Origin of the sequence: Lysinibacillus sp. FSL R7-0073, from assembly GCF_038009065.1 — a bacterium.
Classification (GTDB): domain Bacteria; phylum Bacillota; class Bacilli; order Bacillales_A; family Planococcaceae; genus Lysinibacillus; species Lysinibacillus fusiformis.
In genome coordinates this window covers 4611431-4637067 of sequence record NZ_JBBPAS010000001.1, presented here as the reverse complement: position 1 = coordinate 4637067, position 25637 = coordinate 4611431, and the positions used below count along the sequence as shown (strand labels likewise).

The 25637-nt window shown below is 38.7% G+C and carries 28 protein-coding genes, 1 pseudogene and 2 other annotated features (1 of these 31 cut by a window edge); of the genes and pseudogenes, 25 read left to right on the top strand and 4 right to left on the bottom strand.

Annotated features, from left to right (window positions below; all coding sequences use genetic code 11):
• Positions 1–144: 144 nt before the first annotated feature.
• From MKY88_RS23400 to MKY88_RS23390, 3 genes are all read left to right on the top strand, one after another.
• Entirely contained in the window at positions 145–1113 is a 969-nt protein-coding gene (locus MKY88_RS23400; RefSeq protein WP_328201510.1) for a DUF4003 family protein, read from the top strand.
• Between the two features lie 41 nt (positions 1114–1154).
• Entirely contained in the window at positions 1155–2582 is a 1428-nt protein-coding gene (locus MKY88_RS23395) for an aldehyde dehydrogenase family protein (protein WP_258269701.1), read from the top strand.
• A 68-nt stretch (positions 2583–2650) separates the two neighbouring features.
• Entirely contained in the window at positions 2651–3130 is a 480-nt protein-coding gene (locus tag MKY88_RS23390; RefSeq protein ID WP_025116473.1) for an acyl-CoA thioesterase, read from the top strand.
• 46 nt (positions 3131–3176) lie between these two features.
• On the opposite strand, the gene MKY88_RS24700 is transcribed toward MKY88_RS23390, so the two are convergent.
• Both MKY88_RS24700 and MKY88_RS24695 read right to left on the bottom strand, forming a co-directional pair.
• Positions 3177–3827, bottom strand: a complete 651-nt coding sequence (locus tag MKY88_RS24700; RefSeq protein ID WP_372429575.1) for a methyl-accepting chemotaxis protein — start codon at positions 3825–3827, stop codon at positions 3177–3179.
• 114 nt (positions 3828–3941) lie between these two features.
• Positions 3942–4487: pseudogene (locus MKY88_RS24695) on the bottom strand (protoglobin domain-containing protein); the annotation flags it as partial.
• 281 nt (positions 4488–4768) lie between these two features.
• Between MKY88_RS24695 and MKY88_RS23380 the strand changes: the two are divergent.
• The gene (locus MKY88_RS23380; protein WP_036077781.1) at positions 4769–4978 is read left to right on the top strand and encodes a hypothetical protein; all 210 of its coding nucleotides are present in this window, start codon (positions 4769–4771) and stop codon (positions 4976–4978) included.
• Positions 4979–5033: 55 nt separating this feature from the next.
• Here MKY88_RS23380 and corA read toward each other — a convergent pair whose 3' ends face one another.
• Complete coding sequence (gene corA / locus MKY88_RS23375) at positions 5034–5996, bottom strand: magnesium/cobalt transporter CorA (protein ID WP_193833435.1); 963 nt, start codon at positions 5994–5996, stop codon at positions 5034–5036.
• A gap of 35 nt (positions 5997–6031) precedes the next feature.
• The gene (locus MKY88_RS23370) at positions 6032–6715 is read right to left on the bottom strand and encodes a class I SAM-dependent methyltransferase (RefSeq protein WP_328201499.1); all 684 of its coding nucleotides are present in this window, start codon (positions 6713–6715) and stop codon (positions 6032–6034) included.
• A gap of 125 nt (positions 6716–6840) precedes the next feature.
• On the opposite strand from MKY88_RS23370, the gene MKY88_RS23365 reads away from it, so the two are divergent.
• The 21 genes from MKY88_RS23365 (at position 6841) to rplA (ending at position 25575) form a co-directional block, all read left to right on the top strand.
• Positions 6841–7146 (top strand): DUF4870 domain-containing protein, encoded by a 306-nt coding sequence (locus tag MKY88_RS23365; RefSeq protein ID WP_036121655.1) that lies wholly within the window; start codon positions 6841–6843, stop codon positions 7144–7146.
• 261 nt (positions 7147–7407) lie between these two features.
• On the top strand, positions 7408–7878 hold the full coding sequence (locus MKY88_RS23360) for a CtsR family transcriptional regulator (RefSeq protein ID WP_025116468.1): 471 nt from the start codon (positions 7408–7410) through the stop codon (positions 7876–7878).
• Between the two features lie 13 nt (positions 7879–7891).
• Positions 7892–8434 carry a UvrB/UvrC motif-containing protein gene (locus MKY88_RS23355; RefSeq protein WP_025116467.1) on the top strand — a complete coding sequence of 181 codons (543 nt, stop codon included), beginning with the start codon at positions 7892–7894 and terminating at the stop codon, positions 8432–8434.
• Complete coding sequence (locus MKY88_RS23350; RefSeq protein WP_328201497.1) at positions 8431–9540, top strand: protein arginine kinase; 1110 nt, start codon at positions 8431–8433, stop codon at positions 9538–9540. Before MKY88_RS23355 ends, MKY88_RS23350 begins: the two co-directional genes overlap by 4 nt.
• Complete coding sequence (locus MKY88_RS23345; protein WP_069483199.1) at positions 9530–11974, top strand: ATP-dependent Clp protease ATP-binding subunit; 2445 nt, start codon at positions 9530–9532, stop codon at positions 11972–11974. The genes MKY88_RS23350 and MKY88_RS23345 overlap by 11 nt, the downstream gene beginning before the upstream one ends.
• A gap of 91 nt (positions 11975–12065) precedes the next feature.
• Positions 12066–13442 carry a DNA repair protein RadA gene (gene radA, locus MKY88_RS23340; RefSeq protein ID WP_340814765.1) on the top strand — a complete coding sequence of 459 codons (1377 nt, stop codon included), beginning with the start codon at positions 12066–12068 and terminating at the stop codon, positions 13440–13442.
• A gap of 216 nt (positions 13443–13658) precedes the next feature.
• Positions 13659–14744 (top strand): PIN/TRAM domain-containing protein, encoded by a 1086-nt coding sequence (locus MKY88_RS23335; RefSeq protein WP_340814764.1) that lies wholly within the window; start codon positions 13659–13661, stop codon positions 14742–14744.
• A gap of 12 nt (positions 14745–14756) precedes the next feature.
• A complete protein-coding gene (gene ispD, locus MKY88_RS23330; protein WP_328201489.1) occupies positions 14757–15452 on the top strand; it encodes a 2-C-methyl-D-erythritol 4-phosphate cytidylyltransferase in 696 nt (231 codons plus the stop codon).
• A gap of 382 nt (positions 15453–15834) precedes the next feature.
• Positions 15835–16311 carry a 2-C-methyl-D-erythritol 2,4-cyclodiphosphate synthase gene (ispF, locus tag MKY88_RS23325; protein WP_025116461.1) on the top strand — a complete coding sequence of 159 codons (477 nt, stop codon included), beginning with the start codon at positions 15835–15837 and terminating at the stop codon, positions 16309–16311.
• An 88-nt stretch (positions 16312–16399) separates the two neighbouring features.
• Positions 16400–17860, top strand: coding sequence for a glutamate--tRNA ligase (gltX, locus tag MKY88_RS23320; protein WP_340814763.1), 1461 nt, complete (start codon positions 16400–16402; stop codon positions 17858–17860).
• A 50-nt stretch (positions 17861–17910) separates the two neighbouring features.
• Positions 17911–18130: a binding site (T-box leader), on the top strand.
• 188 nt (positions 18131–18318) lie between these two features.
• The gene (gene epsC, locus MKY88_RS23315) at positions 18319–18969 is read left to right on the top strand and encodes a serine O-acetyltransferase EpsC (RefSeq protein ID WP_258269695.1); all 651 of its coding nucleotides are present in this window, start codon (positions 18319–18321) and stop codon (positions 18967–18969) included.
• A complete protein-coding gene (gene cysS / locus MKY88_RS23310; protein WP_069483205.1) occupies positions 18966–20366 on the top strand; it encodes a cysteine--tRNA ligase in 1401 nt (466 codons plus the stop codon). Before epsC ends, cysS begins: the two co-directional genes overlap by 4 nt.
• A complete protein-coding gene (locus tag MKY88_RS23305; RefSeq protein WP_175423095.1) occupies positions 20351–20785 on the top strand; it encodes a Mini-ribonuclease 3 in 435 nt (144 codons plus the stop codon). Before cysS ends, MKY88_RS23305 begins: the two co-directional genes overlap by 16 nt.
• 5 nt (positions 20786–20790) lie before the next feature.
• A complete protein-coding gene (rlmB, locus tag MKY88_RS23300) occupies positions 20791–21543 on the top strand; it encodes a 23S rRNA (guanosine(2251)-2'-O)-methyltransferase RlmB (protein ID WP_008181856.1) in 753 nt (250 codons plus the stop codon).
• Positions 21544–21545: 2 nt separating this feature from the next.
• On the top strand, positions 21546–22058 hold the full coding sequence (locus tag MKY88_RS23295; RefSeq protein WP_008181857.1) for an NYN domain-containing protein: 513 nt from the start codon (positions 21546–21548) through the stop codon (positions 22056–22058).
• 68 nt (positions 22059–22126) lie between these two features.
• Positions 22127–22774, top strand: a complete 648-nt coding sequence (gene sigH / locus MKY88_RS23290) for an RNA polymerase sporulation sigma factor SigH (RefSeq protein ID WP_025116456.1) — start codon at positions 22127–22129, stop codon at positions 22772–22774.
• A 76-nt stretch (positions 22775–22850) separates the two neighbouring features.
• Positions 22851–22997, top strand: coding sequence for a 50S ribosomal protein L33 (gene rpmG, locus MKY88_RS23285; RefSeq protein WP_075807303.1), 147 nt, complete (start codon positions 22851–22853; stop codon positions 22995–22997).
• 48 nt (positions 22998–23045) lie between these two features.
• Positions 23046–23231 (top strand): preprotein translocase subunit SecE, encoded by a 186-nt coding sequence (gene secE, locus MKY88_RS23280; protein ID WP_069483207.1) that lies wholly within the window; start codon positions 23046–23048, stop codon positions 23229–23231.
• A 339-nt stretch (positions 23232–23570) separates the two neighbouring features.
• Complete coding sequence (gene nusG, locus MKY88_RS23275) at positions 23571–24104, top strand: transcription termination/antitermination protein NusG (RefSeq protein WP_036121629.1); 534 nt, start codon at positions 23571–23573, stop codon at positions 24102–24104.
• Between the two features lie 230 nt (positions 24105–24334).
• Positions 24335–24760: a 50S ribosomal protein L11 gene (gene rplK / locus MKY88_RS23270; protein ID WP_004233593.1), complete on the top strand. Its 426-nt coding sequence runs from the start codon at positions 24335–24337 to the stop codon at positions 24758–24760.
• A gap of 116 nt (positions 24761–24876) precedes the next feature.
• Positions 24877–25575 carry a 50S ribosomal protein L1 gene (gene rplA / locus MKY88_RS23265; protein ID WP_031416727.1) on the top strand — a complete coding sequence of 233 codons (699 nt, stop codon included), beginning with the start codon at positions 24877–24879 and terminating at the stop codon, positions 25573–25575.
• A gap of 54 nt (positions 25576–25629) precedes the next feature.
• Positions 25630–25637: a sequence feature (ribosomal protein L10 leader region), on the top strand; it runs 138 nt beyond the window's last position.

Sequence of the window (25637 nt, the reverse complement as noted above, 5' to 3'; positions counted from 1 at the left end):
CGTATTTGTTTAATATTTCCTATTAAATCAAAAAAATGGGGTAACATATATTAAATTAAGTTTACTTTTTATGTTAATTGTTACAAATGGGATGAATCTTTCTCGCATTATGTAACGTAAAATGGGTAAAGGAGCGTGCTAAATATGGATTACGTGATGATAGAAAATCAATTTACAAATACGGTAGAAGATGTTTCGAAGGCTGCGGGATGGACAGTGGATCGTAAAATTGTTTTAGCTATAGCTAGTACGTTTGTTGCGTCAGGGAAAACATTTGATGCGGTCCAATACAAAAATATTTTACAGGAAATGAAGAAGCAATCCTCGTGGATGTCTCCCTTAAGAACTACGGTAGGCTATAGCATAGCTGCTAATTTAATGGAGCAAGCGAATGCTGAAAAAGCAGTAATGGATTTATTAACAAATGTAAATGCATTAAAGGAAGCAAAATTTAGAAGCGGTAACTTTAGTTATATTGCGGCTCAGTTTTTGACAGAGGACGAAAAGGATAAAAACGCGCATGCATATGCAGCTAGAGCTTTATTTGATGCCATTCGTAAACATCACCCATTTTTAACATCCTATGAAGATATTCCATACGCTGTGTTACTAAGTAGTCCATCTGATGATGTGGAAATACGTGCGGAAACGATGAATCGCTATTATAAAGAATTACGAACATATAATTTTAATGCAGGAAATGAGCTTCAATGGTTGTCACAAGTATTAACCTTCCTATCTCCACAATTTGATCGTCAACTAGTGCCAAATGTCGTGACTATTCGAGATGCGCTAAAAAATCAAGATGTCAAAGTAAAGGCCATGCATTATCCCTTACTTGGATTTTTAGCCTTATTAGATCTTACTCATCATCAATTGCAAGAAGTTATATATTTATATCATGAATTAAAGGATTTAAAATTATTAAAATGGCACCGTGAATTTGTTCTCTTTATGGCTGTACAAATCGCTATTTATGATATGGCGAAAGTACAAAAATCACTGTCTATGACGATTATGTCATCTATTGAATTATTAATTCAAGCTCAGCATGCTGCAATGATAGCAGCAGTTAGTGCAGCCGCCATTGCATCGAGTTCGAGCTCTTCGTGATAGAATGAGGGGGAGCAATTATTTGGAGGTGCATTTGAAGGATGAAGGAAACAAAACTGTGGATTAACGGTCAATGGCAAGATGTAAAGGAAAGCTATGAGCTAAAATCACCATATAGTGGTGAGGTGATTGCTCAAGTGGCAAAGGCATCTATACAAGATGTGGAGAGAGCAATCGATGGTGCACAGCAAGCATTCCTTTCGTTTAAAAAGACGACAGCCTACGAGCGTGCCGAAATTTTATATAAAGTTGTCGATTTAATGCGACAACGAAAAGAAGAATTTGCAGAGATTTTAGCATTAGAGGCAGGAAAGCCTTTGACAGCAGGGTTAGCGGAAATTGATCGTACAATTGCCACTTATCAATTTGCAGCAGAGGGTGCCAAACAGCCAAAAGGCGAAACTGTACCGATGGATGCGGCACCTGGAGCAGGAGATCGTATAGGTTGGACAAAGAGAGAGCCATTGGGAGTAATTTCTGCTATTACGCCGTTTAATTTTCCGTTTAATTTAGTGGCCCATAAATTAGGACCAGCATTTGCAGTAGGTAATACAGTTGTTTTAAAGCCAGCAACCCAAACACCATTAAGTTCCCTTGTTATGGCAGAGATTTTCCGTGAAGCAGGTTTGCCAGATGGAGCGTTGCAAATTGTGACAGGAAGTGGTGGAGAGCTTAGCGATACTTTGGTTACACATCCTCACGTCAAAAAGGTGACGTTTACGGGTAGTGGTAAAGTTGGATTAGGCATTAAGCAAAAAGTCGGCTTACGTAAAGTAACTTTAGAGCTTGGTTCTAATGCAGCTGTCATTGTCGAACCATCGACGCCTTTTAATAAAATTATTAGTCGTTGTGTGAGCGGTGCCTTTAACTTTGCTGGACAAGTATGTATTTCGTTACAACGCATTTATGTACATTCTTCTATTATTGATGAATTTACGGAGGCATTTGTTGCAGAAACTAAAAAGCTTGTAGTAGGAGATCCTTTAGATAAAAATACAGATGTAAGTGCTATGATCAATCCGAATGAGGTTGGACGAATTAAAGAATGGATTGAAGAAGCGCAGGCACAAGGAGCAGTTATTGCAACTGGGGGAGTATTTACAGAACGTACGTTAACGCCGACTGTTATGACGAATGTGACGGCAGATATGAAAATTGTTTGTCAGGAAACATTCGCGCCAATCGTCTCAATTGTTTCATATGAAACATTAGATGACGCAATTCGACTTGTAAATGAGTCGGACCTTGGCTTAAATGCAGGTATTTACACGAATGTATTACCAGATGCCTTATATGCAGCCGATGAATTACAGGCAGGTGCTGTCATTATAAATGATGTTCCGACATTCCGTGTAGATAATATGCCATATGGTGGTGTGAAGATGAGTGGCTATGGGCGAGAGGGCATTAAATGGGCCATTGAGGAAATGACAGACATGAAATTTATTACGATGAAAAAATCGTTCTAAATTTGCATAAGCTCTTTTTCTACGATACGATGACGAAAGAACATACATGAAGGGAAGTTACAAGAAATATGACAAACAATGCTGTACCCATGAGCCAATCACGTACGGTTCAATCACGTCTCGTATTACCTCCAGACACAAACAATCACAATTCCATTTTCGGTGGAAGAGTGTTAGCTTATATTGATGAAATTGCTGCTATTACAGCGATGAAACATGCGAAGGGACTTGTAGTCACAGCTTCAATAGACTCAGTTGATTTTTTATCGGCTGCCCATGTAGGAGATATTCTAGAAATTGAAAGTATAGTTTCCTCTACAGGACGTTCTTCAATGGAGGTTTATGTTCGCGTTGTTTCTCGCAATATTGAGACTGGTGAGGAAAAATTAACGACAGAATCATTTGTAACAATGGTTGCAGTAAATGAAGAAGGAAAGCCGGTACCGGTACCTGCAATTTATCCTGAAACAGATGAGGAAAAACGTTTATTTGAAACAGGGCCTGCAAGACGTGAGCATCGTAAACAAAAGCGTGCGTTGCCACATTAAGGTTAAAGGGAGCTTCACCTAAAACGGTGGGGCTCCCTTTGTTATATTACATATTCAATTCATTGACTACATTAATGAGTGAATCAGAAGAAGAGGAAACAAGTGTAGCCCCTTGTGATAATTCAGTAATTAAATTAGAAATGGCTGAAATATCTCTAGATGTATGAACATACTGTTGTTGAATGCCAGATACGGCATCAGCTATATCATTAAATGATTTAGATAAGTTTTCTTGCGTATTGACGCTATGTTGAATTTTTTGATCAACATTAATAACTGAATTTGCCATTGTTGTAATATTACTTTCAGTTTCTTTAATGAGATGTGACACATTTTGCACGGCATTTTTCGTTTCTTCAGCAAGCTTTCGTACTTCCTCTGCTACTACCGCGAAGCCTTTGCCATGTTCCCCTGCTCGAGCTGCCTCAATAGACGCATTTAAAGCTAATAAATTTGTTTGATCAGCAATGCCGGTGACAAGTCCTACAATCTCAGAAATTTTTTGAGAGGAGGTACGTAACTGATTCATAGTTACCTCAAGGCTGTTGACACTTTGTAAAATAACTTGGATTAAATCATTTTGCTCTTTCAGCTGATGTTGCCCACGTCTTGATTTCTCCTGTGTATCTGCAACGAAGCTTAATCCCTGCTTGGTTGCCTCTGCAATATCATCCGTTTGCGAGGAAATGACTAACAACGATGCAGCTGTCTCTTCACTAATGGCGTTAAGCTCCTCTGCTGTACTTTGAATTGTCGTAACAAGGGCATTTTTCGTTTGGTCAGCGGCTGTTCGAATACGGTCTTCCTCTTTTTCGTAAGCCTCGATAACAAGCTGTTGCTCAAAATTAATGATTTTGCAAAATGCGTTAATTGCTCGAATGGCATCATTTTTTGAGATATCCACTTCATTCACGAAGTTTGTGAACGTAGAGGTAAGGGATTGGAAGGATGCTATATACCATTTTGATTGTAAGCCAATTCGAACATGGGTTTCAGCAATGGCTTTTCTTTCAGCGATATAGGCGTCATTAATATGACTTTCAAAAATATCGCTTAAATGCTTATGTAACGTAACTTTTAAACGATCTATATGAGAGGTTCTATTAATAATATCTAGTAAATCTTGGCTCAAACTAATGGCTGCATAAAATTGCTCCACCATTGCAGGAATTAGATCCTTAGCTAACGGTTGTAGTTGCTTAATAATGGCTAAATCCTCAATTGTTAAATTTAAAAGCTGTAATTGCTTTTGAAGATTTGGGTGATTTAAAACATCTAATTGTACATGGCCCTTAAAATTTTCAGGTGTTAATGTAATTGAGTAGCTAGAACTGCTGTTTTTTGAAAACCAACTCATTATTGTTTGCTCCATTCTTAATATCCATAATAATTGTGAGTAAAATGAACTTCTGAATTTGTTAGGTCTGTAAATTTGATAAATAATTGGTATTAAATCTATTTTACTATTATTTGCTGAATATTTGGTTAAAAATTTGGTTATTTCTTTATTTTTTTACTTTATTGGCAGTCCGATTAGTGAAGCAAAGTAAATTTGAATTTAAATTGGGAAACCTGTAAAATACGAACTGTTTAAGGAGAGAAAAACTGAACGTGAAAGATTATAGGAGGAGGTACTATATGGAGAAAAAACGCTTTAAATTTGTTATTCCAGTCATGGTCATTGTTGCAATAGGTTCCGTTTACATGCTACGAAACTATTATGCGGAAGTACCAGATGTTGAACAGCTTTTAATTACAATTTGCGCCGCTTTGGGGTCAGGGGTATTAGCATACTTTTTATTCCCACAGCAGGGTGACAATAAAATTGACGACCGAGGTCCTTATTAATAGTAATAAATGAAGCTGCTCGTTTGATTGTTAAACGAGCAGCTTTTTGTGGGAATCAAGGCTTAAATAATTTAAACCAGCCTTTATGTTTAAAGATGGTAAGCATAGCGATTACGACAATAATCATAATACCGAGGACAATGAAATAGCTGTATCGTCCATGTAGCTCTGGCATATTATCAAAGTTCATCCCATAAACACCTGCAATAAAGGTTAGTGGAATGAAGATCGTTGAGACGATTGTTAAAGTCATCATTATACCGTTCATGCGGCTTGAGCTCATAGCCATATAACTATCTCGCATATCTGCTGTCAGCTCTCGATTTGATTCAACCATTTCTGTCAGTTTTAGAAGATGGTCGTATATATCTCCAAAATAAGCTCTTTCAGATTTGTTTAATGAAAAACGGTAAGAATTAAGTACTCGATATAAAAGGTCTCGCATCGGTAAAATGGCACGCCGCAAATCGAGCAAATCACTACGAAATTCGAAGACAATCTTCATGGCATTTACATTGCTTTGGTATGTAAGCTCGCCTTCAAGTGCATTTAAATGATCTTCAATTTTATAAACAAGTGGAAAATAACTATCAACGATTTTATCAATGGTTTGATACGTTAAGTAGACTGTGCCACGTTCCCAATTTTTTGGCTGGCTTTCTAACATCTTTTGTACCTTTTCAATTTCGGGAACTGGGTTCTTATGGAATGTCACAATAAACTTATTAGAGGCAAAAATATTAACCTCTTCTGCAGCTAATGTCAGCTCGTTTAATCGATGAATGACGAAAAAATGGAAATCGTCATAAAAATCGAGTTTTGGGCGTTGTAATCGCATTAAGCAATCTTCAATAGCTAGTGGGTGAAAATGAAAAAATGAATCTAGCAAAGATTCTTCCTCTGCAGTTGGACAATTAAAATCAACCCAGTACCATTCGAACTCTTGTTGATGTATGGATTCCAAAGGGAAATCTTTTAGTAATTGTTGTTTTTTTGTAATGCCAATGGTGCTTATCACAGCTTTCACCTCAAAGTATTTACTACAAAATATATTTAATGTTCTTCTTTAAAGCATACCCATCCACCAAACAAAGTAGTGGCAAAAAATCGTGAAGGTTTTATAAAACCTGCTTCATGTAATAATGTTAAAATGGCTTCCTCGGGCATAAATGACAGGGCACGGATGGATTTTTCCATTTCTGCAACATCAGCTACGGAAAGATTTGTATGTTGGAGCCAGTAAGAACGCCATAAATCGAATTGTAGTTCCGTTTCAATAGTACCGGGTCGACCGTATTTCGAAACTAGGACAAATGGTGCGCCAGGCTTTAAATGGTTCCAAATTTCTTTTAAGGTCGATAGCTTTTCTTCATATCTTTGAATAAAATGAAGGACGAGTACACAACTAGCTGCATCAAATTTTATAGCTGGTAGGTGTGTATCCAGTAATGTTCCTTGATAGAATGACAGATCATTGGGTAAAGATTGGAGACGCTCCTTTGCTATATCGAGCATGGATTCGGACGGATCAATACCCGTAAATGACCAATGGGGTCTTCCATCAGCTAGCTGCAATATTTCATTGCCACTACCTGCACCAACAATCAACATTTCAGCATGCTCATGTAATGTGGAACGATAAAAGGTTTGTATTAAACGGAGCATTGCCTCATAGCTTGGTAGAGTACGGCGAATCCCCTTTTCATATTCATTTGCTAATGTGTGGTTGAATTCCATTTCTCAGCACGACCTTTCAAAAATTTTTTAAAAAACTCACTTTAAACTGAAACTATTACGGGTATAGTTCCGTAAATAGTAGTACATAAAACGATAGACAACGTATAAAGAAAGGGTTGATATATATGGAGAGTAAATGGTCTAAAGTAATCATACACGCAAGTTCGTTTTTTGCGCCATGGTTAGTTCCCATTATCTTCTTTTTAATTAGTTCTGATGAGGAAGTGAAGGCAATCTCTATCCAAGCCATACTTTTCCAGCTTGTCATGGCAATTCTACTTGCTGTCTCTGGATTCTTAAGCATTTTCATTATTGGCATTCCATTTTTAATCGTTTTCGGTATTATGCTTTTTGTAGTACCAATTATTGGCATTGTCAAAGCATTAACTGACGAACCTTGGCGTTATCCAATTGTAGGTCGTTGGGTATAAATTTTATAGACGCAAGTATATGCTAGTTGCATATGCTTGCGTTTTTTCTATGGATAAAAAGGGTACATTAGGTGTAGGAAGCAAAAACAAGCTCTATAGCCACTAACTTAGTGCTATTTTCAACGCTGAATATACTTTTTTAGCCTTTTCATTTTTCTCTAAGCGAAATCATTGCAATTATTTTCAAGCGTTTTGTATAATATACTCAAAGAAAGTCAAAGATAGTCAAAGTCAGTGAAGCAAGCGAGGTGTATTCCTAAAATGCGTAATATATCAGACATCATAGAAGGTTACTTAAAGCAAGTACTTGAATTAGGTGGGGAAGGGCATATTGAAATAAAGCGCAGTGAAATTGCAGACAAATTTCAATGTGTACCGTCGCAAATAAATTATGTCATTAATACAAGATTTACCGCCGAGCGAGGTTACCTTGTGGAGAGCAAGCGAGGTGGTGGTGGATACATTCGAATTTTACGTGTCCGCGCGAATTCACAGATTGATTTAATCGACGATGTTCTCCAGCATATTGAAGGTGGAGCATCGCAAACAATGGCAGAAGATTTAGTGTATCGACTCATCGATGAGCAGGTAATTTCAAAGCGAGAAGCGAAATTAATGTTAGCAGCAATTGATCGCTCAACAATTGACTTACATCTCCCTCTAAGAGATATAATTCGTGCAAAGATATTGCGTGCGATGCTGACAACTATAAAATATGAGCAACAGAAATAGTGAGGTGATGGAAATGATATGTGAACATTGTAAACAACGTAATGCGACAGTTACTGTAACACAAGTTCAAAATGGGCAAAAGGTGGAGCACCATTATTGTGACGTCTGCGCCTCACAGTTCCATCCATTTCATGCAGAGTTTAAACAAGAGCCAGTTTCCATACAACAGTTATTATCAAACTGGTTTGGTTCACCTACATGGCAAAAGGTAGGAGAAAAACAACAAACACAGCCACAACAGCAGACATGCCCACAATGTGAATTTACGTATAAGCAATTTTTAAAAGAAGGTAAGTTTGGTTGCCCAAGCTGTTATGACACTTTTAGTGAGCATTTACCTAAGCTCTTTAATCGCATACAGGCTGGTCCCCAACATATTGGGAAAATGCCAGGTGCCCATAGCAATGTGTATGTCATTAAAAAGCAAATAGAGGATATCCGTAAACGTATGAAGTTCGCTGTAGATGAAGAGCAATTCGAAGAGGCAGCAAAACTTCGAGACGAAGTCAAAGAGCTTGAGAAGCAGCTACAATTTGAAGGTGGTGATGTGTCTTGATGATTGAGTCGTTTTTAGAGCGTGCGACACCTACTTGGATGCGTATTGAAGACGATTATTCTGACATTGTCATTAGTACACGAATTCGCCTTGCTCGAAATTTAGATGGATATCGTTTTCCACTATCGTTTTCAGAGAACGAGGCTTTACAGGTGGAACAGGCAGTTACACATGCAGTCAGTGATAGTCCAACCCTACAAAATGATTATGCATATTTTGCTATCAATGATTTAACACCTTTACAACGTCAAATTCTTGTAGAAAAGCATTTGATTAGTCCGCAGCTTGCCAAAAAAGAGCAGGTGGGCTCCGTTCTTCTGTCACAAGATGAATCAGTGAGTATTATGGTGAATGAAGAGGATCATTTACGCATTCAATGTATGACAGCGAGTTTCCAGCTTCAAAAAGCCTATGAACAAGCGAATAAGATTGACCGTATTCTAGAGAAGATCTTACCTTATGCTTTTCGAGATACATTTGGCTATTTAACAAGCTGTCCTACAAATATTGGTACTGGGCTTCGAGCATCTGTGATGATGCATTTACCTGCTCTTACGTTAACGGGACAGATGAATCAAATTATAAATGCGATGACACGCTTAGGTATGACCGTAAGAGGTATATATGGTGAAGGAAGCGAAAATTTAGGAAATGTTTATCAAGTGTCCAACCAAATTACACTTGGAAAGACAGAAGAAGATATTTTAGCAGATATACAAAGTGTTGCTGAAAAAATTATACAAAAAGAACGACATGCGAGAGGTAAATTGATGGAAAAAGCTGAGCTTGCTTTAGAAGATCGAGTTTATCGAGCTTTAGGTACCCTTACGTATGCAAGAATTTTAACAAGTGAGGAAGCGGCTACCTGTCTTTCAAATGTTCGTTTAGGAGTTGACCTACAGTTGATTGACGGTATACTCGCAACAACTTTAAATGAGTGTGTCGTCAGTATGCAACCCGGTTTTTTACAGCATTATGCAGGTGAGGCATTACCGCCTGCTGAACGTGATCGTGTACGAGCTGAAATGCTACGTGAGGCATTATTTCAAACACACACGAATAAGCCTAATAATGGGGAAAAAGGAGAGGATTTATATGATGTTTAATCGTTTTACACAACGCGCGCAAAAAGTATTACAGCTTGCTCAGGAAGAGGCTATTCGTTGGAAGCACGAATCCATTGGCACAGAGCACATTTTATTAGGGCTTATACGTGAAGGCGGCGGTATTGCTGCAAAAGCGTTAGAAGCTATTGATATTAGTCCTCAAATGATTGAAGCTGGTATTGAAGAATTAGTCGGTAAAGGGAAAGAAGATGTTGGTCCAATAGTTCACTATACGCCACGAGCGAAGAAAGTAATTGAACTATCGGTTGACGAATCACGTAAATTAGGTCATTCGTATATCGGTACAGAACATTTACTATTAGCACTTATACGTGAAGGTGAAGGTGTAGCAGCTCGCGTCTTAAATAATGCAGGTGTAGGCTTAAATAAAGCACGTCAGCAAGTTTTATTATTATTAGGAAATAATGATAACGCGCAGTCTGGTCAACAAGCGGCACAAGCGGCGAATACCCCAACATTAGATAGTTTAGCCCGTGATTTAACGCAAATTGCCCGTGAAGGTACGTTAGATCCTGTTATTGGTCGAAGCAAGGAAATTACACGTGTTATCGAAGTATTATCACGTCGTACAAAAAATAACCCTGTCCTAATTGGTGAGCCAGGTGTTGGTAAAACAGCTATTGCTGAAGGGTTAGCACAGCAAATTATTAATAATGAAGTACCAGAAATTCTTCGCGACAAACGAGTGATGACGCTTGATATGGGAACTGTCGTTGCAGGTACAAAATATCGTGGAGAATTTGAGGACCGTTTGAAAAAAGTAATGGATGAAATCCGCCAAGCCGGCAATATCATTTTATTTATTGATGAATTGCATACTTTAATCGGTGCAGGTGGTGCAGAAGGTGCGATTGACGCATCAAATATTTTAAAACCGTCCTTAGCACGTGGGGAGCTTCAATGTATCGGTGCGACAACGCTTGATGAATATCGTAAATATATTGAAAAAGATGCAGCATTAGAGCGTCGTTTCCAACCGATCCAAGTGGATGAACCAACTGTGGAAGAAGCTATTCTCATTATTCAAGGTTTACGTGACCGCTATGAAGCACATCACCGAGTGAAAATTACAGATGAAGCAATTGAAGCAGCGGCAAAAATGGGTGATCGATATATTTCAGACCGCTTCTTACCGGATAAAGCAATCGACCTTATCGATGAAGCGGGTTCAAAGGTTCGCTTACGTTCATTCGCAGTGCCACCAAACTTAAAGGCACTTGAAGATAAGCTTGAAAATGTTCGCTCGGAAAAGAACGCTGCTGTATCAGGTCAAGAGTTTGAAAAGGCTGCAGCACTTAGAGATACTGAGCAAAAGCTTAAAGATGAGATTGAAGCTACGCGAAAAAATTGGAAAGAAGAGCAAGGCAAGGCCGAATCCAAAGTGACTGTAGATGATGTTGCGGCAGTTGTATCGATGTGGACAGGAATTCCTGTAGCTAAAATCGCTTCTGAAGAATCTTCAAAATTATTACAACTTGAAGAAGAGCTACACAAACGCGTTGTAGGGCAAGGCGAAGCGGTAGAAGCTATTTCTCGTGCGATCCGTCGTGCAAGAGCGGGCCTCAAAGATCCAAAACGACCAATCGGTTCATTTATTTTCTTAGGACCTACAGGTGTTGGTAAAACAGAGCTTGCAAGAGCACTAGCTGAAGTGATGTTTGGTGACGAGGATGCTATGATTCGTGTCGATATGTCTGAGTACATGGAGAAACATTCGACTTCTCGTTTAGTAGGTTCGCCTCCAGGCTATGTAGGCTTTGACGATGGTGGTCAATTGACTGAAAAAGTTCGTCGTAAACCATATTCTGTTGTACTACTAGATGAAATTGAAAAAGCACACCCTGATGTTTTCAATATTCTACTGCAAGTTCTTGAAGATGGTCGTTTAACGGACTCTAAGGGGCGGGTAGTAGACTTCCGCAACACAGTAGTCATTATGACTTCAAATGTCGGTGCGGATGCTCTTAAATATCAAAAAAGTCTTGGTTTTAATGTAGGTGGCGCAGATTCTAAACATAAAGATATGAAGAGTACGATGCTGGAAGAATTGAAAAAAGCATTCCGTCCAGAATTCTTAAACCGTATTGATGAAATGATTGTCTTCCATTCATTAGAAAAAGAGCATTTAAAAGAAATCATTGCGATGATGGGGAATGCTCTAACAAAACGGTTGAAAGAACAAGATATCTCACTAGAATTAACAGATGCAGCGCTTGAAAAAATTGCACAGGAAGGCTATGACCCTCAATACGGTGCACGTCCACTACGTCGAGCATTACAAAAACAAGTGGAAGACCGATTATCAGAAGAATTACTAAAAGGTAATGTGGAGAAGGGTAATCACGTTGTTATTGATTATATAAACGATGAGTTTATTGTGAAGAAAAAAGAGGGAGTTTCTATCTCTAAATAATTTCAAATGAAAGACAGTGAGGCATTAAGTGCCAAGCTGTCTTTTTTTTTGTACAATTAATATAAGAACAAATATTCGAGGTGATGGAAAGTTGGCTAAGAAAAAAACGAAATTTGTATGTTCAGGCTGTGGCTATGAATCGGCAAAATGGATGGGAAGATGTCCAGGCTGTGGGGAATGGAATAAGATGGTGGAGGAAGTAGAAGTTATTGCGAAAGGACCACGTGGGGCATTCCAGCATTCCGCTACAGTTACTCAAAAGGCAATTCCTATTATTCAGGTGGAAGCTAGTGAAGAGTCCCGTGTAGCGACAGAAATGGGCGAGCTGAACCGCGTATTAGGTGGTGGTATTGTGCCGGGATCTCTAGTATTAATAGGTGGTGATCCTGGGATTGGGAAATCCACATTATTACTACAAGTTTCAGCTTTGCTTTCCAATAAAGGTCATCGTGTACTTTATATTTCTGGTGAGGAATCTATCCGTCAAACGAAGCTACGTGCGGAGCGTTTGGGGGTAATTTCACAAGAGCTATACATTTATTCCGAAACAAATCTTGAGTTTTTGAATCAAACGATTGAGGAAGTACAGCCGAAATTTGTCATTGTCGATTCCATTCAAACCGTCTTTCATCCAGAGGTAACAAGTGCGCCAGGTAGTGTCTCGCAGGTCCGTGAGTGTACAGCTGAGCTTATGCGAATTGCTAAGACTAAAGGAATTGCGATCTTCTTAGTTGGGCATGTTACGAAAGAGGGGCAAATTGCAGGGCCTCGTATTTTAGAGCATATGGTGGATACAGTCCTGTATTTTGAAGGGGAAAGACATCATAATCATCGTATTTTACGAAGTCAAAAGAACCGTTTCGGCTCTACAAATGAAATTGCTATATTTGAAATGCTACAGGGTGGACTAAAAGAGGTTTTGAACCCATCTGAGCTATTTTTACAGGAGCGTTCACAAGGAGCAGCGGGCTCCACGATTGTTGCCTCAATGGAGGGAACAAGGCCAATTCTCGTTGAAATTCAGTCGCTTGTGACGCCTACCAGCTTTAATTACCCTAAACGGATGGCAACTGGGGTTGATCAAAATAGAGTGCAATTGCTGATGGCCGTACTTGAAAAGCGTATGGGCCTCATGCTACAAGCACAGGATGCATATATTAAAGTTGCTGGTGGTGTAAAATTGGACGAACCCGCTATCGATTTAGCTGTTCTGACATGCATCGTTTCTAGCTTTAAGGATCAGGCTGTGCGAGCAACGGATTGCTTTGTTGGTGAGGTAGGTCTGACAGGAGAGGTGCGTCGAGTATCCCGTATTGAGCAACGTGTCATTGAAGCAGCGAAGCTTGGTTTTAAAAGAGTATTCATTCCTACATCCAATATAGGTGGATGGGATTTTCCACAAGGGATTGAAATTATCGGGGTAGAAACGATAAAGGATGCATTAAATGCCTGCTTTAGAGAGTTATAGGAAAAACCATGCATGTTAGATAGTATTCTGACATGCATTTCCTTCATTTTTGACGGAAAAAGAGGAAACTCAAGTAAAGGGATAGGCGTCCTAGTTAATGCATGGTGAAGGTGTGATGGAAAATAGAGATTAAATAATGATAATTTGATGGGCTGATGAAGGATTTTCTACGGTAAACTATGTATAATCTTAACTAACAATAGGAGGTGACAGCTTGTGAAAAAATTTGTTCAAATTGCTTTTTTACTGATTGGAGGAGCGTTGGGCCTTGTTTTCTTACCGCCATTATACGAATTGCTTCATTTATCATCTAATCCTTGGCTTGATAATCCTTACGTATCAGTAGCATTAGGAGCGCTTTTACTGTTTACATTGTCATTTGCGTTTTCCGATTATTTTGTGAAACTCATTAGCTGGATGGAAGAGGTCCTGTTTAAGGTCCCTGTCGGAGATTTATTATTCGGTACGCTTGGCCTAATAATAGGGCTAATTGTAGCGTATTTCTTAGGCTTTGCTATTAATAGTGTAAAGGTCCCCTTTGTTACAGAGGTGCTCCCTATTATCCTGTCATTTGTATTAGGATATTTAGGCTTCCGTCTAGGCTTTAGAAAAAGGGATGAATTAATACAGCTTTTTACTTTACGTAGTAATCATACGAAGAAAAAAGCTGCTGAGGGTGCTGAAATTCCAGAAGTGCGAGGAAGTTACAAATTATTAGATACAAGTGTCATTATTGATGGTCGTATCGCAGATATTTCTGAAACAGGATTCATCGAAGGGGTACTAGTGGTGCCTCAGTTTGTCCTTACAGAGCTTCAGCATATTGCCGATTCCTCTGATACATTAAAGCGTACAAGAGGACGTCGAGGTTTAGATATATTAAGAAAGTTACAGGACGAACGTAAGACAAATGTAGAGATTACAGATGAGGATTTTGAGGATGTGCAAGAGGTAGATTTAAAACTTGTACGACTGGCAAAAAAAATGGGTAGCGATACTCAGATCGTCACAAACGATTTTAACCTTAATAAAGTCTGTGAGCTACATCATGTGAAAGTATTAAATATAAATGACTTAGCGAATGCCGTAAAACCTGTCATGATTCCAGGTGAAGATATGCAGGTGGTAGTCATTAAGGATGGGAAAGAGCATAATCAAGGGGTCGCTTATTTAGACGATGGTACGATGATTGTTGTGGAGGGCGGTCGTAGCTTTATAGGACAGGCCATAACAGTAACAGTAACGAGTGTATTGCAGACGTCAGCTGGTCGTATGATATTTGCGAAGCCGAAGGACGATTAGGATGTGAAAAAAATGCAGTATGAAGTAGTTTTACCTGCCGCAGGAAGCGGTAAACGTATGGGGGCAGGACAAAATAAATTATTTTTAAAACTTTTAAAGAAGCCTATACTGATACACACGTTAGAGGTCTTTCAACAAGATCCCTTTTGCACAGGTATTTGGCTCGCGGTAAAACCGGAGGAGCGTATCTATATTCAAGAATTGCTCGATGAATATCGCATTACGAAAGTCAAAGGTTTACCTGATGGTGGTGCTGAACGACAGCATTCTGTACATTCATGTATGAAGGAAATGCAACACGTAGACATTGTGCTTGTTCATGATGCGGCACGGCCTTTTATTACACATGATATTATTGCAAATCTTGTTCAAAGTGCCCACGACTTTGGTGCAGCTATTGCAGGTGTCCGAGCGAAAGATACAATGAAAAAAGTTAGAAATGGTGTCATTGAGGAAACGGTAGATCGCGACAGCCTATGGATGATTCAAACGCCGCAAGCCTTTCGGTTTGATTTAATTGTTGAGGCAGAGGATATTGCTGAAAAAGTAGGTTTTCTTGGTACCGATGAAGCGATGCTAGTCGAGCGTCTTGGTCACACGGTGCATATTGTAGAAAGCAGCTACGAAAATGTAAAAATGACGACGCAAGAGGATTTACTATTCGGAGAAGCTATTTTACGAAAACGCGCATTGCAACTAAACGAATAGTTATTAGTTTAAACATCTCATTAGTGATAGTTGCTAATGAGATTTTATATTAATGTAGCAAGAAATGACGAAGAGGATATGCTTGTTTTTTAGCTGTCGTTCAAATGCTTGTTGTAATAATGGCGCGCGACACCAATGTGAATAAGGATTTGTTAGCTTGAAAAAACTAGAAGCAATCAAGGTGGTAAGGTGTAATAGATCTAACGGTACAAGAAAATGCTCACTATTTGCTATCAGCTCAATTTCCTAGGAAATATGTTAAAATGTGAGGGTATAATAGTGAGTAAATAGATAAAAGTGAAGGAAGGTGAATGAGACTGCATTATAGGCAAACTAGGAGCAATAAAATCCACATGTATTGCTAACGTAGTCTCTCTATCATATGTTTCGAATTGGACAAGGTTTTGATGTACATGCATTTGAAGAAGGGCGTCCATTAATTATCGGTGGTATTACTATTCCACATGAAAAAGGATTAGTTGGACATTCAGATGCAGATGTTTTATTACACACAGTGACAGATGCAGCGCTAGGAGCAATTGGAGAAGGAGATATTGGACGTCATTTTCCAGATACAGATCCAGCTTTTAAGGACGCGGATTCAGCCAAATTATTAGAATACATTTGGAAAATTGTTGAGGATAAAGGATATATTCTAGGGAATGTGGATTGTACAATTATGGCTCAACGACCAAAAATGGCACCATATATTGAGCAAATGCAAAATCGTATTGCAGAATTATTACATGCTGAGCCGTCACAGGTAAATGTCAAAGCGACTACAACTGAACGTCTAGGTTTTACTGGTCGTGAGGAAGGTATAGCAGCGATGGCAACGATTCTTTTGATTAAGAAGTAAATGTGAGTGAACTCCGCTTTTATTTCCAGTTACAGAGTGGTAAAATGAACAAAGTCAATTTTGATCGAAAATTTAGGAGGCTTTTAATATGACGAAAGAAGTTCGCGTTCGTTACGCGCCATCTCCAACAGGTTTTTTACATATCGGTGGGGCACGTACAGCATTATTCAATTATTTATATGCAAAACATCATAACGGTAAATTCATTGTACGTATTGAAGATACGGATATTGAACGTAATGTAGAGGGTGGAGAAGCATCTCAGCTAGATAACCTAAAATGGTTAGGTATTGAATATGATGAGTCCATTGATATTGGTGGACCTTATGCGCCTTATCGTCAAATGGAGCGTCTTGATATTTATAAAGAGCACGCTGAAAAGCTATTAGAGCAAGGTGCAGCCTATAAATGCTTCTGTTCTTCAGAAAAACTGGAAGCATCTCGTGAGGAACAAAAAGCAAGAGGTGTAGCAGCTCCTACTTATGATGGTACATGCCGTCATCTATCTACTGAGGAAGTTGCAGCTAAAGAAGCAGCAGGTGAGCCATACACAATTCGTATGCGCGTACCAGCAAATGTAACATATGATTTTGAAGATTTAGTCCGTGGCCAAGTTACATTTGAATCTAAAGACATTGGTGACTGGGTAATTGTAAAAGCAAACGGAATTCCAACATATAACTATGCTGTAGTTCTAGATGATCACTTTATGGAGATTTCACATGTTTTCCGTGGAGAAGAGCATTTATCTAATACGCCAAAGCAAATGATGATTTTTGATGCATTTGGTTGGGAGTATCCACGCTTCGGTCATATGACATTAATTATTAATGAAAACCGTAAAAAGCTATCAAAACGTGATGAATCCATTATTCAATTTGTCACTCAGTATAAGAATTTAGGGTATCTTCCAGAAGCAATGTTCAACTTCTTTGCTTTACTTGGCTGGTCTCCAGAAGGGGAAGAGGAAATTTTCTCTAAAGAAGAATTTATTAAAATCTTTGATGAAAAGCGTCTTTCTAAATCACCATCTATGTTCGATAAACAAAAGTTGACATGGATGAATAATCAATATATTAAAAAACTATCTTTAGAAGAAGTGGTTGCTTTATCTTTACCACATTTACAAAAAGCTGGACTCTTACCAGAGGAACTTACAGCGGAGCAACATGCATGGGCAACGGATTTAATTGGGCTTTACCATGACCAAATGAGCTTTGGTTCAGAGATTGTTGAATTATCTAGCCTATTCTTTAAAGACCATATTGAATATGATGAAGAAGCCAAAGCTGTTTTAGCAGGAGAACAAGTACCTGAGGTAATGGCTGCATTCAAGACACAACTTGAAGAATTAGAAGAATTTACGCCAGATGCAGTAAAAGCAGCTATAAAAGCTGTGCAGAAAACAACAGGTCATAAAGGTAAAAATTTATTTATGCCAATCCGCGTTGTCACAACGGGTGAAACACATGGACCTGAGCTCCCAAATGCTATTTGCTTAATTGGTAAAGAGAAAGCAATTGATCGTGTAGAAAAATTTGCGCAATAAATAGAAATTCATTGACAATTGATTCGTTCGTTGTAAAATGTATTTACATTGGTAAAGCGTTGATAAGGAGAAGTAAGTGGCGCATGCTCTAAAGAGAGGACCATCACCGGCTGAAAGTGGTCTGAGTCTAGGCAAAACTGAAATGCACCTTTGAGCATAAAGCTGAACGATAGTAGGCTTTATCGATTCGTTCTCGTTAAAGAACGTCCAGAGTGGGAGGCTTTTTGCCTTCAATCAGAGTGGAACCACGCAAATTCAAGCGTCTCTGTCATTCCTTTTAGGGATGATAGGGGCGTTTTTATTTTATCTTCATTCATTGATGAAGAGGGATGCATTTCAAACAAACATGCCACATCATCTTAGGCAGAGAATTCTAAAGAAAATTGACTACAGTGACAGCTCTGTGTGAAGGATTTCTAGGAATTTGAGCAAGACCAACATAAAAAGGGGGAGTTTTTGTGTTTAAAAGGATGAAAGAAGATGTGGAAACCATTTTTGAGAATGATCCAGCAGCGCGTAGTGTTTTTGAAGTGGTATTAACATATTCCGGTTTGCATGCCACATGGGCACATCGAGTGGCTCATTGGTTCTTTAAAAAACGTTTTTATTTCATGGCTCGTGCCATTTCACAAATTAGCCGCTTTTTTACGGGTATTGAAATTCATCCTGGTGCGAAAATTGGCCGCCGCTTTTTTATAGACCATGGTATGGGTGTTGTCATTGGTGAGACATGTGAAATTGGTGATAATGTTACATTGTATCAAGGTGTAACTCTAGGGGGCACAGGGAAAGAAAAAGGGAAACGTCACCCTACATTAGAGGATAATGTCCTTGTAGCAACGGGCGCTAAAGTATTAGGCTCTATTACAATTGGCGAGAATAGTAAAATTGGTGCGGGGTCAGTTGTTTTAAAAGAGGTGCCGCCAAATGCCACCGTGGTCGGTATACCTGGTAAAATAGTGATTAAGGACGGAGTTCGTCTAGAGAAAAAGCTAGATCATCAAAATATACCTGATCCAGTAGAAGATCGCTGTCAAGCTTTTGAGAAGCAGATCATTGAATTAAAGCAAGAAATTGAACGCTTACAAAAGGAGAGAGAGACACAATGAGTATTCAAATTTTTAACTCATTATCACGACAAAAAGAAACCTTCGTACCGCTAGAAGAAGGCAAAGTGAAAATGTATGTCTGCGGTCCTACCGTTTATAACTATATCCATATCGGGAATTCACGTCCTGTTATAGTTTATGACACAGTACGTCGCTATTTCCAATATAAAGGCTATGATGTAAAGTTTGTATCCAACTTTACGGATGTAGACGATAAAATTATTAAGGCTGCCAATGAGCTGGGTGAAGAAGTGCATGAGTTAACAGAGCGCTTTATTGCTGCGTACTATGAAGATGTTACTGCATTAGGGTGCAAAAAGGCAGATGTTCATCCACGTGTTACCGAGCATATGGCTGATATCATTCAGTTTATCCAAGTCTTAATTGAAAAAGGCTATGCTTATGAGTCAGCTGGTGATGTATATTACCGTACACGCAAGTTTAATGGCTATGGTAAATTATCACATCAATCAGTGGATGATTTAAAAATTGGCGCACGTATTGAAGCTGGCGAGAAAAAAGATGATGCATTAGATTTTGCTTTATGGAAGGCAGCGAAACCAGGTGAAATTTTCTGGGAAAGTCCTTGGGGCAATGGCCGTCCTGGTTGGCATATTGAATGTTCTGTAATGGCTCGTGAGCATTTAGGAGATACTATTGATATTCACGCTGGTGGACAGGATTTAACTTTCCCACACCACGAAAATGAAATTGCACAATCAGAAGCTCATAATGATAAAACATTTGCACGTTATTGGATGCATAATGGTTATATTAATATAGATAATGAAAAAATGTCTAAATCTCTTGGGAATTTTATTCTGGTGAATGATATTCGTAAACAAATTGATCCACAAGTACTACGGTTCTTTATGTTGTCTGTACATTATCGTCATCCCATTAATTTTGCGAAGGATTTAGTAGAGGCAGCTGCAGCTGGCTTAGAGCGCATTCGTACAGCCTACAACAATGTGAAGCATCGCCTTACGACTACTGTAAGCTTAGGCGATCACTCAGATGAGTGGCTTAATAAAATTTCTGAACAAAAAGCGCAATTTGAAGAGGCAATGGATGATGATTTTAATACGGCTAACGGGATTTCGGTATTATTTGAGTTAGCTCGTATTGCTAATATTTATTTAAACGAAACGAATACTTGCAAGAAAGTGTTAGAAACTTTTATTGAAACTTTCGAAGTACTAGGTGACGTCTTAGGTATTAAATTTGCAAAAGAAGAAGAATTATTAGACGAAGAAATTGATGCATTACTACAAGAACGTGTAGAGGCACGAAAGAATCGTGATTTTGCTCGTTCTGATGAGATTCGTGACCATTTGCAAGCCCAAGGTATCATTTTAGAAGATACGCGACAAGGAACTAGATGGAAACGAGGGTAATTAAGTTGGATAAACTTCGCAATGAAGATGTTAAGCAATTAAATGCGTTGGCGTTAGCCTATATGGGTGACGCTGTATTGGAGCAAAAGATACGAGAACACTTACTACGTTCAGGTCGAGTTAAACCGAATACACTTCATCGAGAGGCAACAAGTTACGTTTCGGCAAAAGCACAATCTATGATTGTGCATCGTATGATGGATGAGAATTATTTAACAGAGGAGGAGTTGGCAGTGTTCCGCCGTGGACGTAATGCCAAGTCCGGCTCTGTACCAAAAAATACAGATGTTCAAACTTATCGAAATAGCTCAGGCTTTGAAGCGGTACTTGGTAGTTTATATTTATTAAATGAACTTGAACGCGTCTATGAAATCATTGCATATGCTATTCAAATCATCGAGGAATCGAAAGGAGTGTAGAAATAATGACAGAACAGAATGGAGAAATTATTGCAGGTAAAAACCCAGTGTTAGAAGCACTTCGTTCAGGACGCGATATGAATAAAGTATGGATTGCAGAGGGTGTAAAAAAATCGGGTGTCAACGAACTGCTAGATCTAGCTCGAGAACGCGGAGTGATCGTTCAGTTTGTTCCGAAAAAGAAAGTCGACCAATTATCAAGTGCAAATCATCAAGGGATTGTTGCTTCTGTTGCAGCTTATCAGTATGCTGAACTGGAGGATTTATTTGCTGCAGCCGCAAAAAAACAAGAAGATCCTTTTTTCTTAATCTTAGATGAGCTTGAAGATCCACATAATCTAGGTTCTATTATGAGAACAGCTGATGCAATAGGAGCGCATGGTATTATTATTCCTAAGCGCCGTTCAGTGAGTTTAACAGCTGTCGTGGCGAAGGCATCAACAGGCGCTATTGAACACGTTCCTGTGGTCCGTGTAAACAATTTAGCTCAAACAGTAGATGAACTAAAAGAACGAGGTGTATGGATTGCTGGTACAGATGCAAAGGGCTCTGTAGACTATCGAAAAATGGATGCAACATTACCATTGGCTATCATTATCGGTAGTGAAGGTAAGGGAATGGGGCGTTTATTAAAAGAGAAATGTGACTTCTTGTATCATTTACCGATGGTAGGACATGTGACATCACTGAACGCCTCAGTAGCTGCAGCGCTATTAATGTACGAAGTGTATCGTAAACGTCAAGAAGCGATTGAGTAACAATGAAAAACATTTTGCTAGTTGATGGCTATAATATGATTGGGTCCTGGAAAGAGCTTCGACCATTGCGGGATACAAATTTTGAGGATGCTCGCAAAAGGTTGATAGAACTTATGGCTGAATATAAAGCAGCTATGGGTTGGCGCGTGATCATTGTTTTTGACGCACATCTAGTTCCAGGTGTAGAGCAATCTTATTTAGAAAGTGATGTTGAAGTCATTTATACTCGGAAAAATGAAACGGCAGATGAGCGTATTGAAAAAATGACGCATGAACTTAAGGCTAGAAACGTACAAATACACGTAGCAACTTCCGATATGGCAGAGCAAAGTGTTATCTTTGGTAATGGAGCCTTGAGAAAATCAGCTAGAGAACTAGAAATAGATACAAGCATTATCCAGCATAAAATATCACACGATGTGAAAAGGAAACAAGAAAGTAGACCACCTTCACGTATAGAATTAAAGCCAGATGTGGCGATAGCATTCGAAAAATGGAGACGTGGATTGAAATGATTGATTGACGCATATTTTCCAATTCCGTTATACTGTTCCTAATTATCTGTTGTGGCTGAGGTGATACCATGTTTAAAAATAGCATTGTACAAGTGACACAAGATTTTGAACGATTCAATGATGAAGAACTTATTGAAATGGTGCATCAAGGTAATACAGATGCGTTGGATTATTTAATTACGAAATACCGTTTGTTAGTTAGAGCGAAGGCTAGATCCTATTTCTTAATTGGTGCCGATAAGGAAGATATTGTGCAAGAGGGCATGATCGGTTTATATAAAGCGATTCGTGATTTTAAAGGGGACAAGCTAGCTTCTTTCCGAGCTTTTGCTGAGCTATGTATTACAAGGCAAATTATTACCGCTATTAAAACGGCTACTAGGCAAAAGCATATACCTCTTAACTCTTATATTTCTTTGGACAAGCCCATTTTTGATGAAGAATCAGACCGAACGCTAATGGATGTTTTAACAGGCGCTATCATGGATGATCCAGAAGAATTAATAATTCATAGAGAAGAGTTTGGTTATTTAGAAGAGAAAATGAGTGAGATTTTAAGTGAACTAGAGTTACAGGTTTTAGCTCTATATCTAGATGGCCGATCATATCATGAAATTTCTGCAAAATTAAATCGTCATGTGAAATCGATTGATAATGCTTTGCAGCGAGTGAAGCGTAAATTAGAGCGACATTTAGTCCTTGAGGAAATGTCTTAGAGGGCATAGGCTTTATTGACATTGACAAATATAGGTGTTAGTCTTAAAAAGACAAAGTGCCGAAAAAGGTGAGTATATGGCAAAAAAAGTCGTGCTAAATTGCGAGAAATGTGGATCGAGAAATTACACGTTCCCGGCTAAAGAAGGCTCTACTGTACGCCTCGAATTAAAGAAATTTTGCTCGCATTGCAATGAACATACAGTGCATAAACAAACGCTATAAAATGATATGTAAATAGACAGATTTGATTGATTCGGAGGTTAAGCTAGAATGGGCAAGATCAAAGGCTTTTTCAGTGATGTAATGTCAGAAATGCGCAAAACAAGCTGGCCAAAAAGTAAAGAGCTGACTAAATATACAGTCGTTGTAATTTCAACTGTTGTCATTATGGCTTTATTTTTTGTGTTAGTTGACTTAGGTGTTTCATCATTATTCCGCTGGTACTTAGATTTATAATTTAGTAAATAGCATGTTAATACTTATGAAATAGCCCGTCCATTGCAATAACGGGTTTTTTCGTTTGTTTTATCTTCATTCAGCAGACAATTCCATCTTTATGGGCAAGTGCTATGGGTGAAGTGAATGGTAGTAAGATAATCTCATTATGATAAGTATGATAGTAGCAATAGATGACTATGCTAGTTTCGATACATATCATCAGGCTATTCTTAATAGGTAAAGGCTGCAGTGTCTATATGAGATGTTTGTGAAAAGGGTAAGGAATGCATCTAGCATATCGCGATTCATTTTCACTTTTATTTGTAAGGGAGGGACGGACGAGGAGTCCTAGTAGTTATGGAGAAAAATTGGTATGTTGTTCATACGTATTCAGGGTATGAGAACCGAGTAAAAGCAAACCTAGAGAAACGTGTAGAAACAATGGGAATGCAAGATAAAATCTTCCGAGTGATTGTTCCTGAGCATGAGGAAACAGAAATGAAGGATGGGAAAAAGCGTACAATGATGCGTAAAGTTTTCCCAGGTTATGTATTAGTAGAGCTTATAATGACAGATGATTCTTGGTATGTAGTGCGTAATACGCCAGGTGTAACAGGCTTTATCGGGTCATCTGGTGGAGGAGCAAAACCAACACCTTTACTACCTGAAGAAGCGGATCGTCTACTACAGCAAATGGGTATGACTGATAAAGTTGTCGAAGTAGATATCTCTATTGGTGAAGCAGTTGAAGTATTAGAAGGGCCATTCGCTCATTTCCAAGGACGTGTTGAAGAAATTGACACAGAGAAAGGAAAAGTGAAAGTATCTGTTGATATGTTTGGTCGCGAAACAATTATGGAGCTAGACTTCGAACAAATTCAAAAATTATAGTACAATTACTAGTACTGTGACATGCCAATTGGTAGATGTTTCGCAGATTTTGTTAATTACCACTTGCTTAAAAAAATTAAAAGTGGTATCATTTCAAAGGTCAGACTGTCATACTTTTGTTTGACGTCTGTAATGATAATTTTAATGTTATCGGCACTTAGCTGACAGACAGATATTGAGTGGGAGGGGCAACCCAATTACCACATCACGGACTTAAGGAGGTGTGTCTCGTGGCTAAAAAAGTTATTAAAGTTGTAAAACTTCAAATCCCTGCTGGTAAAGCTAACCCAGCTCCACCGGTTGGTCCTGCATTAGGTCAAGCGGGTGTGAACATCATGGGATTCTGTAAAGAATTCAATGCGCGTACTGCTGATCAAGCTGGTCTTATTATTCCAGTTGAAATTTCAGTATTCGAAGACCGTTCTTTCACTTTCATTACAAAAACTCCACCTGCAGCAGTTCTACTTAAAGTAGCAGCTGGTATCCAATCTGGATCTGGTGAACCAAATCGTAAAAAAGTGGCAACGGTTAAACGTGATAAAGTTCGCGAAATCGCTGAAACTAAAATGCCAGACCTTAACGCTGCTTCAGTAGAAGCTGCTATGTTAATGGTAGAAGGTACTGCACGAAGCATGGGTATTGTTATCGAAGACTAATCCCAGTTACTTGATGTTTTGTTTTTTGGAAGGTTGCGAAGTTTCTTTGTGAACACGCAACCTTTATTCGTGGGAGGTAAAATCCGCTATAACCACAATCAAGGAGGAAATATATAATGGCTAAAAAAGGTAAAAAACTGCAAGATGCAGCTAAATTAATTGATCGTAACTCACTATATAGTGCACAAGAAGCAATCGAACTTGCTCAAAAAACTAGCACAGTAAACTTCGACGCTACTGTAGAAGTTGCTTTCCGCTTAGGTATTGATACTCGTAAAAACGACCAACAAATCCGTGGTGCAGTAGTGCTACCAAACGGTACTGGTAAAACTCAACGCGTATTAGTATTCGCGAAAGGTGAAAAACTTAAAGAAGCAGAAGCAGCTGGTGCTGATTATGTAGGTGATGCAGAGTACATCCAAAAAATCCAACAAGGTTGGTTTGATTTCGATGTAATCGTAGCAACTCCTGACATGATGGGTGAAGTTGGTAAACTTGGCCGTGTATTAGGACCTAAAGGTTTAATGCCAAACCCTAAAACTGGTACAGTTACTTTCGATGTAACAAAAGCTATCGAAGAAATCAAAGCTGGTAAAGTAGAATACCGTGCTGATAAAGCCGGTATCATCCACGCGCCTATCGGTAAAGTTTCTTTCTCTGCAGAAAAATTAGTAGAAAACTTCTTAGCTGTATTTGATGTAGTTCAAAAAGCAAAACCTGCTGCAGCTAAAGGTACTTACATGAAATCTGTAAATATTACAACTACAATGGGTCCAGCTGTTAAAATTGACGCTGCTAACGTAGTAGTAAAATAATTTAAATATATATATTGACAACAGCAATGATTACATGATATGATTATTGCTGTTGTGAATTA